This is a genomic window from Acinetobacter sp. YH12046, from assembly GCF_013419905.1.
Classification (GTDB): domain Bacteria; phylum Pseudomonadota; class Gammaproteobacteria; order Pseudomonadales; family Moraxellaceae; genus Acinetobacter.
On record NZ_VOZF01000047.1, the window covers coordinates 1 to 11,960 of the forward strand.

12 protein-coding genes are annotated in these 11,960 nt (G+C 39.5%); 3 read left to right on the plus strand and 9 right to left on the minus strand.

Features of this window, described 5'->3' with window-relative positions:
• From FTU03_RS15115 to FTU03_RS15130, 4 genes are all read right to left on the minus strand, one after another.
• A partial coding sequence (locus FTU03_RS15115) for an FAD-dependent oxidoreductase (RefSeq protein ID WP_179993422.1) occupies positions 1-1,060 on the minus strand: 1,060 nt, incomplete at its 3' end.
• A gap of 226 nt (positions 1,061-1,286) precedes the next feature.
• Positions 1,287-2,204 (minus strand): hypothetical protein, encoded by a 918-nt coding sequence (locus tag FTU03_RS15120; protein WP_166135984.1) that lies wholly within the window; start codon positions 2,202-2,204, stop codon positions 1,287-1,289.
• A 37-nt stretch (positions 2,205-2,241) separates the two neighbouring features.
• Positions 2,242-3,375, minus strand: a complete 1,134-nt coding sequence (locus FTU03_RS15125; protein WP_179993421.1) for a toxic anion resistance protein — start codon at positions 3,373-3,375, stop codon at positions 2,242-2,244.
• Between the two features lie 16 nt (positions 3,376-3,391).
• Positions 3,392-4,183, minus strand: a complete 792-nt coding sequence (locus tag FTU03_RS15130; RefSeq protein ID WP_159124512.1) for a tellurium resistance protein — start codon at positions 4,181-4,183, stop codon at positions 3,392-3,394.
• Between the two features lie 399 nt (positions 4,184-4,582).
• Here FTU03_RS15130 and FTU03_RS15135 point away from each other — a divergent pair, with 399 nt between their 5' ends.
• Positions 4,583-5,071 (plus strand): TIGR00645 family protein, encoded by a 489-nt coding sequence (locus tag FTU03_RS15135; RefSeq protein ID WP_005236522.1) that lies wholly within the window; start codon positions 4,583-4,585, stop codon positions 5,069-5,071.
• Positions 5,072-5,134: 63 nt separating this feature from the next.
• On the opposite strand, the gene rnk is transcribed toward FTU03_RS15135, so the two are convergent.
• From rnk to FTU03_RS15150, 3 genes are all read right to left on the minus strand, one after another.
• A complete protein-coding gene (rnk, locus tag FTU03_RS15140) occupies positions 5,135-5,539 on the minus strand; it encodes a nucleoside diphosphate kinase regulator (RefSeq protein WP_034171243.1) in 405 nt (134 codons plus the stop codon).
• A gap of 393 nt (positions 5,540-5,932) precedes the next feature.
• Positions 5,933-7,186 carry a serine hydroxymethyltransferase gene (gene glyA / locus FTU03_RS15145; protein ID WP_004784306.1) on the minus strand — a complete coding sequence of 418 codons (1,254 nt, stop codon included), beginning with the start codon at positions 7,184-7,186 and terminating at the stop codon, positions 5,933-5,935.
• A 154-nt stretch (positions 7,187-7,340) separates the two neighbouring features.
• Positions 7,341-8,570: an alpha/beta fold hydrolase gene (locus tag FTU03_RS15150; RefSeq protein WP_179993420.1), complete on the minus strand. Its 1,230-nt coding sequence runs from the start codon at positions 8,568-8,570 to the stop codon at positions 7,341-7,343.
• 351 nt (positions 8,571-8,921) lie between these two features.
• Here FTU03_RS15150 and FTU03_RS15155 point away from each other — a divergent pair, with 351 nt between their 5' ends.
• Both FTU03_RS15155 and FTU03_RS15160 read left to right on the plus strand, forming a co-directional pair.
• The gene (locus FTU03_RS15155) at positions 8,922-9,620 is read left to right on the plus strand and encodes a putative quorum-sensing-regulated virulence factor (protein WP_179993419.1); all 699 of its coding nucleotides are present in this window, start codon (positions 8,922-8,924) and stop codon (positions 9,618-9,620) included.
• 295 nt (positions 9,621-9,915) lie between these two features.
• Positions 9,916-10,266, plus strand: coding sequence for a hypothetical protein (locus FTU03_RS15160; protein WP_159124509.1), 351 nt, complete (start codon positions 9,916-9,918; stop codon positions 10,264-10,266).
• A gap of 261 nt (positions 10,267-10,527) precedes the next feature.
• Here the strand turns inward: FTU03_RS15160 and FTU03_RS15165 are convergent, their stop codons facing one another.
• On the minus strand, positions 10,528-10,752 hold the full coding sequence (locus FTU03_RS15165) for a hypothetical protein (RefSeq protein ID WP_179993418.1): 225 nt from the start codon (positions 10,750-10,752) through the stop codon (positions 10,528-10,530).
• A 620-nt stretch (positions 10,753-11,372) separates the two neighbouring features.
• On the minus strand, positions 11,373-11,849 hold the full coding sequence (locus tag FTU03_RS15170) for a hypothetical protein (protein WP_257225645.1): 477 nt from the start codon (positions 11,847-11,849) through the stop codon (positions 11,373-11,375).
• Positions 11,850-11,960: the final 111 nt, after the last annotated feature.

The window sequence follows — 11,960 nt, forward strand, 5'->3', positions numbered from 1 at the left end:
TGAACAGTGGACCATCACAGTGTGGGCAATACGCTACACCACGAGTTTTGTATTCCTGTTCACCTGGAACATTCATCTCTCTCCAGCGTGCACCGGTAGACAGAATGACTGTTTTAGATTCAAGTTTCGCACCATTTTCTAAAGTCACTTCTACCAGACCATTCGCTGTGCTATCTGCGCCTTTGATGTCAGACACACGTTGCAGGTTCATGATGTCAACGCCGTATTCACGCACGTGTGCTTCCATTTCAGCGGCAAATTTCGGACCTTGGGTTTTTTGCACTGATGTGTAGTTTTCAATGTCCATGGTATCCATGACCTGACCGCCCATGCGTTCAGCCACGATGCCAGTTTTAATACCTTTACGTGCTGCATAGATCGCTGCAGTATTCCCTGCAGGTCCACCACCAATTACCAAGACATCAAATGCATCTTTGGCATTGAGTTTTTCAGCATCTTTGGCTGCAGCATTGGTATCCAGTTTGGCAATGATTTCTTCCAGTGTCATACGACCCTGACCGATATGTTCATTGTCCTGAAACACCATTGGTACGGCCATGATTTTGCGTTCTTCCACTTCGTCCTGGAAGAAAGCCCCATCAATCATGGTGGCTGTTGTACCCGGGTTATAGATGGCAATCAGGTTCAATGCCTGAACGACATCCGGACAGTTATGACAGCTGAGTGATACGAATACATCAAAGTCAGATTTGATCCCCAAACCTTTAATTGATTCCAGAACTTCGGCAGAGACTTTTGGTGCATAGCCTGAAGTTTGTAACAATGCCAGAATCAGGGAAGTAAACTCATGACCCATCGGCAAGCCTGCAAAGAACACACGAGGCTGTTCACCGGCTTTTGCCACACCAAAGCTTGGTGCACGTTTGTTGGTACCGTCAAAACGGGCAGTCACTAGATCAGAAAGCTGGGCGATTTCCTCAACCAATTCTTTGATTTTAGCTGATTTGTCAGAGCCATCCAGAGTTGCCACTAATTCAATCGGGCCTTCCAAACGTTCAAGTAGTGTTTTTAATTGAGCTGAAGTATTTTGATCTAACATTGCTAACGTCTCCAAGGGAGTAAATATTTATTCGATGAAGCTATATTAAGTGAATAACAAAAATAGGTAAAACAGTTTGTTTTTATCTTAATGATCGTTTTTATAGATCAAAAACCATCTCCTCATTTTATTTTTTATTATCGCTAGAATTTATGCCTTTTATCCCAAAGAAACCGAATATAGATTGGAAAATAAAAATGCTCCTTTTAAAGGAGCATTTTTAAGTTTAGAAGATTCGCTGTTCAATACGTAGCGAACGCCCCTTAATTGAATTAGCTAGTACAAATATGATTAAGCTAAGCAAGGCAAATAAGATGGCAATGCCAATAATGATGACATTGGTAATCTTGCTGACTTGTTCGGCTTGCTGGGCTTGACGATCTACACTTTGTGCCACAGGCGTTAGACTTTTGCCATAGACCTGTTGCTGCATGGTCCAGATCTGTTCCGGTTTAAATCCGTATTGTTCAAACTTGTTATCCTGCCGCTCTGCTTCAACTACTTGTGCGACATAAGGTCTGGCTGCGGATAGATCCACAGGCTTATGCAAGAGTGCAGTTTGGGCAAGTAAATAAGATTTCACCGGTGAAGCAATATCGGAATCAACCAGATAACGAGCCACTTCACTATCATTGATATTACTATCGTAATAGACCACTTGCTGATAAGCGTCTTCACGGTCATTTCTCAGGTCATATTGCCAATAAGTCAGTCCTGACCAGATCACGATAAAGGAAATCAGCCAGCCTACAAACTTCAATATGAAAGACTGAAAGCGCACATAGAAGAAGCGAAACTTCTTCAGCAATCCAACCAGAAAAAATGCACCAATAAAAGAGGCAAAGATTTTCAGAATCAGCCAGCCAAACCAGCTTAATAGAGCAAAGAAATAATCCGGACTATCCCCAATACTGGCCAGATTAGCATCGACACTGACTGGTAAATGCAGCTGTTGAAGCTGAGTACTCAGGCCAAAAAAGCCATAAACCATTTCCTGCTGAAAGAATAGACCTATCACGGATGCAATACAGACCGTAGAGGTGGTCAGTCCCAAAAGCATCAAATTACGTTGACGCTTTTTGAGTGCGACGACCCCTTGCTTGATTTCCTGAGGATTTACAGCATATTCATCTAAGGGCGGCAATCTCTACTCCTTTTTTTAGATCTTGGCCCTACTGCATTTAGTTGGGTTTAGATCCACTGGTACTTGATTCAATCACCAAATGATTCAGATTATCTTGTAAGGCTCTTAAACGTACCGTTGCTTCAGTACGTTTCTGTACACCTTCTTTCTGGATCTGAATCACATCATTAACAGTTTTAATGAGGGTATTTTGCACATGTTCAAGCGTTTCAATATCAATAACGGAACGCTGGTTGGCTTTTGCCGTATCGACCGAGTTCTGATGCAATAAATCTGCATTACGGCGTAAAAGCTCATTGGTCGCATCATCAATGGTATTGGCCAGCTGTACGCTGTTCTTCTGTTCATTCAGTGAAATGGCCAGACTGATCTGGTTTTTCCATGCCGGTAACGTAATATTTTTAATGGCATAGAATTTATCCACCAGCATCAGGTTATTGGACTGGATAATCCGGATCATAGGCAAAGTCTGCATCGCAGATTGCTGCAATACCTGTAAATCACTGATGCGTTTTTCCAGATTATTGGCTAGATGATTTAGGTCATAGATTTTTTGCGTGGTGCTCTGATCTTGTGGCAAAGCTGTAAGCGCAGCAATTTCCTGCTGCAATTCCTGTTCACGTAAACGTCCAGCTGCAATATGAATACCCAGCTGCTTGTATTCTTCCTGCACCCCATCGAACATTTTATCCAGGGTATCAACGCGGGCTTTTAATCCAGATTGTGAAGTTTCAATTTCCTTGACCAGTACATCAATCTGTTCTTTAGTGGTATTGAAATGCGAGTCAAAATTATCTTTCACGCCCTTAAATTTGCTGATGATATTGCCCAGAAATCCTGAACTTTTTTTCTTGTTCAAGATACTGCTGGTATTCAGTTGCTGTGCCACCTGCACCACCTGATTCAGCTTTTGACCGGTTGCATCCAGATCTTTATTTTGTACCAGATTCAGCAATTCATCGGTATAGCTTGAAGTTTTGGTGGCTATATTTTTGCCATATTCGGCCACACTATTATGACTCATATTCTGCAGTTCTTTACGTGCTGCCAAGACCCCCTGAAAATCGGCAGGCTGCAAGCCCAGCTCTTTGAGATCCATTTGCTGAAACTTCTGTTCAGTCAGTTCAGTTGAGCTTTCGACAGGTAAATTTACTACATCAGATTTGGTCATGTTTCACCTTATATTGTTATGTATTCGAGGGTTTCTCGAGTGACTTTTTTAACGTTTTAATCAAATTGTCCCGGCTATTATCAAGTTTTTCCAGATCACTTGTCGAGTGTTTCGTCTGGCTTTGTTTGACATGATATTGCCAGGCCGGAATCAGCACCTGTTGCGCTTCTTTAAACCGATCCAGTAGGCTATAAGACAGTTGCTGGGACAATTGCATCTGGGTAATGGCAATGTCATTACTGCTTTGCAAGGTTCTTAAGGTATGCACCTTTTTTGACAGCCGCTCAGAAAAATTATCCAGTGGATGCTGATTCCTTACAAACTGCGGATATTCAGATAAAAATTCTTCTGCTGCCACAATATGCTTGGCCATTTGCTCACGTAAACCGATCAGCTGCTGGAATCGCGATTGGGATTTCTGGATTTCAATTTGCAACTTACGGCTAAGGTGATCTGCCTGATCCAGTAAATAGTCCAGTTTTTTATAGTATTCAACCTGACTTGAGCCATAGTCCAGATCAATACCCAGCCATTTCTGCAAGGCATTAAATTTACGTTTTTTAAAATATTTTTTTGATTGAGCCAGCATGTGAATCAGCTGTTCAATAGTATGGCTCAGTTGTTGGGTCAGATGGGGATCTACCCCATTTAATAGTACTGCCTGCGCCTGAATAAGTGAGTCCGCATAATGATTCAGCTTGTATTGATCGTGGAGTAAAGGCACAAGTTCGTTGCGCTTGATACTTAGAATCTCGCTCTGCTCTACTGCAATGTCTTGGATTGGAATCAAAACATCTATCTGTGACATGGCCCTTTAAACTCAATGAATTCGATTTTTATAGTACGTCTTTTCATTCAACATAACATGTAGCATTTTGCAAAGGAATGCTTCAAGCCATAGAATTTTCTTTATATACGTTGAAGATATTGTTGGAATTAAGTTTGGCCTACAGTCATTTCTTGTATGAATCATTTTGCTTCTAGCCTGCTGTTGCTCTATAACCTTTCCCATCAGCCTCAAATAGGCTAATAATCAACCAAATAAGGATAAGTACAATAAATGCCAAATTAATTTATGGTCTTAATTAAGCTTTTTTTAAACTTAAGAATACTTATAAGGCATTATAAAACATAAATAATTCTCGAATTTTAAGCATGAATTATTTATGATCAAGATCAACAATAAAGTAGGTAACCTGAGAATAAAATGGAACGTTTTTTTCATAATACGATGTATGCCGCACGCTGGATCTTGGCACCTGTCTATTTTGGTTTATCATTCGCTTTATTATTGCTGGCCTTAAAATTCTTTCAGGAAGTCATTCATGTCCTGCCGCATATCTTTGAATATACTGAAGCTGACCTGATCTTGGTAATTCTCTCCCTGGTTGATATGACCATGGTTGGTGGACTTATTGTGATGGTGATGTTTTCAGGTTATGAAAATTTTGTTTCACAACTCAAAATTGATGAAAATAAAACCCGCCTGAACTGGCTCGGCACTATGGATGCCAATTCGCTTAAACTCAAAGTTGCGGCTTCCATCGTAGCTATTTCTTCGATTCATTTACTGCGTATTTTTATGGATGCCCGCAACGTCGAGAATGACAAAATCATGTGGTACATCATTATGCATCTGACTTTTGTGATTTCTGCATTTATTATGGGTTATCTGGATAAACTCACCAAGCATTAAAACATGGATATTAAAAAGCCCCGATTATAGGGGCCTTTTTATATTGGCGAATTAACTAAAAAATTATAGATAGTCACCTTCTCGTTCCGGCTGATACAGCACTTTTTCAATCGTGACTTTCATCAACTGACCATCAGGTTGTGGCCATTCAATGGTCTGTCCTTCTGCCAAGCCCAAGATTGCAGTTCCAATCGGTGCTACGACATTCACTTGCCCTTTTTCACCTTTAAACTCATGCGGGTAGACTAAGGTGATTTCTACAGGCTCCGTTGATGGTGCAATCGTCAGCAATGCACGCGCATGCATGGTCACCACATTGCTTGGCATGTCCTCTGGCTTGACCACTTCAGCACGAGCCAGTTCATCTTCCAGTTGAAGCATGGTCTCACTGAGCTTGTCTTGATTTTCAAGCATGGTTTCGAGACGCTCCACATCCTGTTCAGATAAAATAATTTTTGGTTTAGCCATTCTTACTACCTTGTTTAATGAATGATTGAATAGTCTTTAAAAAGCGAATGAATCTAGGTTCTAAGTGGTTAATCAGATTAAATTAAGTTCAAATATAAAAAATCTATTTTTAGCTACTAAAAAAATTGTGTCTTAACTCAACTTATAAAGCTGTTTTTCAAAGAATGTAACCAGTTTTAGAAAAACTCAATACTCTTTTCGAAATCAGATTTATAGGATCTGTATTTCTCAACTTTGTTTTATAAAAGGATAAGTATTTTCTATATAGGATTGATTAAGCTTTGATCTTATCTTCCCTTTTAACTCATCGTAAAAGCTAGCAGCAGAAGATGAGTCAGAAAAAATATCACCCAACAAAAAAGCCCCCTTGAGGGGGCTTTTCTCAAGTTAGGCTTATTTTGCGTAAACAGGGAATTTAGCGCAAACAGCAGCAACTTTTTCTTTAACCGCAGCGATTACAGCTTCATCGCCTTTAGCATCAAGGATATCAGCGATCCAACCAGCAAGTTCACGAACTTCTGATTCACCGAAACCACGAGTCGTTACAGCAGGTGTACCGATACGGATACCTGAAGTCACGAATGGAGAACGTGGATCATTTGGTACAGAGTTTTTGTTCACAGTGATGTGTGCAGCACCCAACCAAGCGTCAGCATCTTTACCAGTGATGTCTTGTTTGATCAGAGACAACAAGAACAGGTGGTTTTTAGTGCCGCCAGATACAACATCGTAACCGCGTTCGATTAGAACTTCAGCCATTGCTTGAGCATTCTTAACCACTTGTTGTTGGTATGCTTTGTATTCAGGTGCCATTGCTTCTTTGAAGCAGATTGCTTTAGCAGCAACCGCGTGAACCAGAGGACCACCTTGGTTACCTGGGAATACAGCTGATTGAAGTTTTTTCTCGATTTCTTCGTTTGCTTTTGCAAGGATCAGACCTGAACGAGGACCACGAAGAGTTTTGTGAGTAGTTGTTGTTGTTACGTCAGCAATTTGAACTGGGCTTGGGTAAACACCAGCAGCAACCAGACCAGCAACGTGAGCCATATCTACAAACAGGTAAGCACCAACTTTATCCGCGATGTCACGGAAACGTTGCCAATCTACGATTTGGCTGTATGCAGAGAAACCAGCTACGATCATACGTGGTTTGTGTTCTACAGCTAGACGTTCAACTTCTTCATAATCGATCTCACCAGTTTCTGGATTCAGACCGTATTGAATTGCATTATAAGTTTTACCTGAGAAGCTTACTTTCGCACCGTGAGTCAAGTGACCACCGTGAGCCAAGCTCATACCCAATACTGTGTCGCCTGGGTTAAGCAGCGCTAGGTAAACTGCAGAGTTTGCTTGAGAACCAGCATGTGGCTGAACGTTAGCATAATCAGCACCAAATAATTCTTTAGCACGGTCAATTGCCAATTGTTCAATGACATCTACATATTCACAACCGCCATAGTAGCGTTTGCCTGGGTAGCCTTCTGCATATTTGTTAGTGAGTTTTGATCCTTGAGCTTCCATTACTGCTGGTGAGCAATAGTTTTCAGAAGCGATCAACTCGATGTGCGCTTCTTGGCGAGCATCTTCGTTAGAGATTGCTTGAGCGATTTCTGGATCAAATTCAGCAATAGAGATATTGGCAAACATTAGCGAGGTCCTATTAAATTAGGGCTTTTAAGCCGTGCTAAGATTGGCGCGTATTGTAACATGAACTTTGCCAATTTCGATCATGAACTTTATTCAGTTTGCAATAAAAATAGCTCATGCTTAAAAAAACATGAGCTATAGAGATAAAAATAAGTTATTGAATTGGCATTAGAGATTTTACATCTGAAATAATATTAGCGATATTCAGTGCATAGACGCTACCATGATCCCATGAACCGTCTGTAATATATCGTACCGAGGTTTGTTTCTGATTCGCTAAGCTCACTAAAACATCTGTTGCAGCCTTTGGAACAGTAGAATCCGCCTCTCCCTGATAAATAATCACAGGTGTAGACACTTTAACCTGTAAAGGCTGAGAGTCTTTATCCAGGAAATTCTTCACTACTGGAATACTCATAAAATTAGCTTGAGTACGCGGATATTCTTCCAGATTCCCATTGGTTTGGGCATAAGCTCCCATTGCCGTACCGAATTTGTTGCCTAATACATCATAACAATCTGTTTCGGCATTCTTGGCAATCTCGTCTGTTGGTGTTTTAAAGACCTGAATATATTGCAGATTTGGATTCGGATTACGCAATCCCGCGACAATCAGCGCGGTAAAAGTATCTAAAGAGGCTAGAGTTTGAATCTTTTTATTCAGATCTGGTTCTTGTCCAGCTTGAGCCTCACCACCTGCCAAAATCAGACTGAAATTAGAAGCAGGTGCTAAAGCTACCGTACCTTTATAAGTCATTTGAGAAGCACGTGCTGCATATTGGGCAGCGCCTAAAGCCGCTTGACCACCTTGAGAATGACCGACAGCCATCCATTGATTAGAGGCTTCCGAACCTAAATAGTCTTTTGCTGCGACGACAGCATCGGTAATGGAATAGGCTTCACTCTTAAGATTAAGGAAAGGATGAAGTTCTTTTCCACCCGGCTCACCCAAACCTTCATAATCAGGCGCAACGACCACATATCCCGCTTGAAGGAATCCGGCAATCATATTTTTGATATAAGAATTTATTTCATTGCGACTTGGTGCACACTGATCGGCCACACCCGTCGTACCATGTGCCCATGCCACTATCGGCCAACCTTTTGCAGGAGGCGTTCCTTTTGGAGTGAAAAGCAGTGCCGTCGCTTGGGTTTCCTTATTATTAATACCTAACATCTTATAGGTCATGACCACGCTCTCATCGGCAACAGCAGTCAGATCTGTTTTGGTATAGGCTACAGGTGTGGTTACGACTGGATTGTCAATATTATTTACGGGAATAGCGGGTTTGGATTCATAATAACGATCATCATCGCTATCATTACAGGCAGTTAAAGCTACGCTTAGCGCGAGTAGAGAACCAGTCAATACATGACGTTTCATCGATCTTATCCTTGTCTTAATTATTATCTCTCATAATTTTTATAGTTTTATCTTTATCAGTTGATAAAACTAGACAATAATTTCCCAAGTTATTTCATTAAATACAAGAGATTATTTTGTTATTTTTCTAATAAATAGCGATTTAATTTATGACCATTCCAACACGATAAATTTAAGTTTTGGAAATATTTACAGAAACTTTGAAAACTTTTATTTATAAGTGTAGATTACAAATATTCTATATCAGTCAAAAAGTCTGCAATTAAAGTTGAAATCCGGCATTTCAATTGTCAGGATCGAAACAATAATGTTAGATTTTGATATCCACTTTTTTTCAGGCATATTCTCGTCATGCAGGCTATCATTCTCGATACTGAAACCCATACCTTGAATGGTCAACCCATTGAAATTGCCTATGCGCCTGTAGAGATCATAGACCATAAAATCAGTCTGGATAAAAGTCGCTTGTTTGATCAGCTTTATTCATGCGACGAACCGATTTCCTTTGCCGCAATGGCCGTACATCATATTCTGCAGTCCGATTTGGAAGGACAACCGCATTACAGCAGCTTTGAACTCCCGCAAGAAACCACTTATATCATTGGCCATAATATTGATTATGATATTCGTGCCTTAGAAAAATGTGGCGTCGATTCATCGAATATTAAAGCAATTTGTACCCTTGCCCTCGCCCGCCGTGTTTGGCCAGAGGCTGAAGCACATAATATCTCTGCATTAATCTATATGATTACCAAAGGCAGCGAACGCGCCCGGGAAATGATCCGTAAAGCCCATCGCGCCGATATGGATATCATTTTGACAGCAAATATCCTGATGCATATTGTGCATCACCTGAAAATCAGCAGTATTGAAGAACTCTATGAGGCATCTGAAGATGCGCGTATTCCACGGACCATCAATTTTGGTAAGCACCGTGGCACTGCGATTGCCGATCTTCCTGCTGACTATGTTCAGTGGTTACTTCGCCAGGATGACTTAGATCCTTATCTACGCAAAGCATTGGAAAATACGGCGATCCTTACGCTGTAAATTAAATTTTTTCGTCCCTCTCTAAATATTGAGAGGGATTTTTAACTAATCATGTTTTGTTTTATTCAGCAAGTGAAATAAAGTATTTTATAGATGACTATCTTAGTCTTTAAAGCTCTTAACTAATCGCTATTCAGAATAAAAATAGATGCAAATCAATATTAATTTATTGATTTTTAATAATTTAATATTTAATCCTTTCTCACGCCTAACCGTTCTTATACTTTAGCGTGATAGAACATACCTCTAAACAGGCGCATATAGGAAATAATATAAATTAATCCTCTTTCTTCCCATGCAATACTATCTTGAATTCGATGCCTTTGATAATCCCATGCAGCTCAGTAAAGTGGGCAATTGGGTAATCACTTTTTTAAGTCCAGCTGAAGAATTGGACACTATACAACTTGCGATTACTTATGTACTACCACGCCAGATCAGTGATGTATTACAGCCACGACGGGTATTAATTCAAAAGAGTTCAATCGAACATCATTGGCTAATTCAAACCATTGAATGTTTTGACAGCGGAACCAATCAGGAAGTACATATTAGGCCTGCAGATGAACTGGGACAGCAAACCTTGTATCAAATTCTGGACGAGTTTGACCGTTATGATGTAAATGTCACATTAAAAGTTTTCTGAAATAATACTTTTCTCAGAGCGTATTTTGAAGAAGTTCATTTAGATCATCTATGTAGATAGCTTGATGTTATTTAATATAAAAAATTAAGAAACTGAGAAAAGATAAGAATTTATCCAATCTCTTCGAATTAAATTTATCAGTTTTTATTCTGCATCAAATATTTATAAAGAAGCTGAACTCAGATATCAAAATCAAGCTCATCATTGGATGAGCTATATCTTTTTTAAGGGTCGCAAAGCAGCTTAATGAATCCCGAATCCTTATTTAGGATCCAAAACACGATAGATACAGTCGGTCTGCTCACTGGCAAATAACAGTTCAATTGTTGGTCTGATAATTTCATCATCCACGACAATATAGTCGACTTGCTGTTCCAAACGCTGGGACGGATCACTATGCTGAGCGCCAGCACGTAGTAATGCTTTTACATTCAGGATTTTGCCATACTGGTTTTTGACTTGCACTTCAATTAAATCTTTTGTCATCGTCATACCTCCCTTTATTGGCATTATTAAATTTGCTTGTCTGAATTCTTATAACATAGTTATTTGAAAGGCTTTCAAACGAATATGTAAGATTTTTTAGCGAGCACTTTTTATCGACTATATATTGCCGCTAATGAAGAATGTGCCATACAAATAAAAGAGTCGAAATGATTAACAACTCTCGCTTAGAATTTTGTATTAAAAAGCCCGCATCACTGCGGGCTCTGTATTGGATGGCTAGTGCTAGATTTATTGCCTGAACCTAAGTTCGAGCTCAACTAACTGTCATTGATCCGTCCAACTTATTGGTAGCGTCGTTTCGTTTTATGACCTACCATGAGTTCAATATAGCAGGATTTTTTTTACCAACAATACGCTTTTACACTTCTAAAAGAAGACTTATACAATATTTAAATTGTACTTTTTCAAAAGCAGATTAGAATATTTTGGCTGGATCAATAAAGCACTACAAACAATTCTATTCTTTTCTATCCCTACATCCTATCTATTTAAATTTTAATAAAAATATTCTTTATTTATGTGAAAAATGAATAATTTTATCTAAATATAATTTCAAGTCTTAAGTAAAAGAGTTCGCTATTAAGGCGATTGATTAGCCACTAAAAGTAATAGCGAAAACTAAATTGATAAGTAACCCCATTCAAATCCAGATCATCACTCTTGCCAGAGACACATGCGCCATTCATGCAAATCTTGGCATCACGGTTAAACATCCATTGATAACCAAAAGATCCAATTAAATCTGCTTCAGGAGCAACTTTATAACCGACCTCCAATGCAACGGGAATTGTAAAATAATCCAATTCAAGATCGATTCGACCAAGATCTGCATCCGTTTCACTTTCATCTACCCAGCTCATTCCTAAGCCTATAGAAACTGCTGAATAAAGCTGATCATTTTCCAGAAATTTATTTTTTATCCCAACTGCAACTTGATTGTAATCAATATCTGAACTTTGAAATTTATATTCGGCCCATAAGCTGGCCGTTGGATGGGATTGATATTCACCATTAATAAACAGCCCATCGAATGATTCGGTACCAAAAAAGCTGTCTGCCCCCCATTGCTGTCCCACAATTTTTCACAAGAGGAAGCTCAAATGAGCTTCCTCTTGTTTTATGGGTATTTTATCGGGTGAAAATAAAGCTTTTAAAGTTCTTCTTTCAAACAAATTCACTTGAATTAT

Coding starts and splice junctions, on each gene's coding strand:
- rnk (WP_034171243.1), bottom strand. CDS start 5,539: ATGGCTAAACCAAAAATTATTTTATCTGAACAGGATGTGGAGCGTCTC.
- FTU03_RS15130 (WP_159124512.1), bottom strand. CDS start 4,183: ATGTCACAGATAGATGTTTTGATTCCAATCCAAGACATTGCAGTAGAG.
- FTU03_RS15165 (WP_179993418.1), bottom strand. CDS start 10,752: ATGACAAAAGATTTAATTGAAGTGCAAGTCAAAAACCAGTATGGCAAA.
- glyA (WP_004784306.1), bottom strand. CDS start 7,186: ATGTTTGCCAATATCTCTATTGCTGAATTTGATCCAGAAATCGCTCAA.
- FTU03_RS15125 (WP_179993421.1), bottom strand. CDS start 3,375: ATGACCAAATCTGATGTAGTAAATTTACCTGTCGAAAGCTCAACTGAA.
- FTU03_RS15150 (WP_179993420.1), bottom strand. CDS start 8,570: ATGAAACGTCATGTATTGACTGGTTCTCTACTCGCGCTAAGCGTAGCT.
- FTU03_RS15135 (WP_005236522.1), top strand. CDS start 4,583: ATGGAACGTTTTTTTCATAATACGATGTATGCCGCACGCTGGATCTTG.
- FTU03_RS15160 (WP_159124509.1), top strand. CDS start 9,916: ATGCAATACTATCTTGAATTCGATGCCTTTGATAATCCCATGCAGCTC.
- FTU03_RS15155 (WP_179993419.1), top strand. CDS start 8,922: ATGCAGGCTATCATTCTCGATACTGAAACCCATACCTTGAATGGTCAA.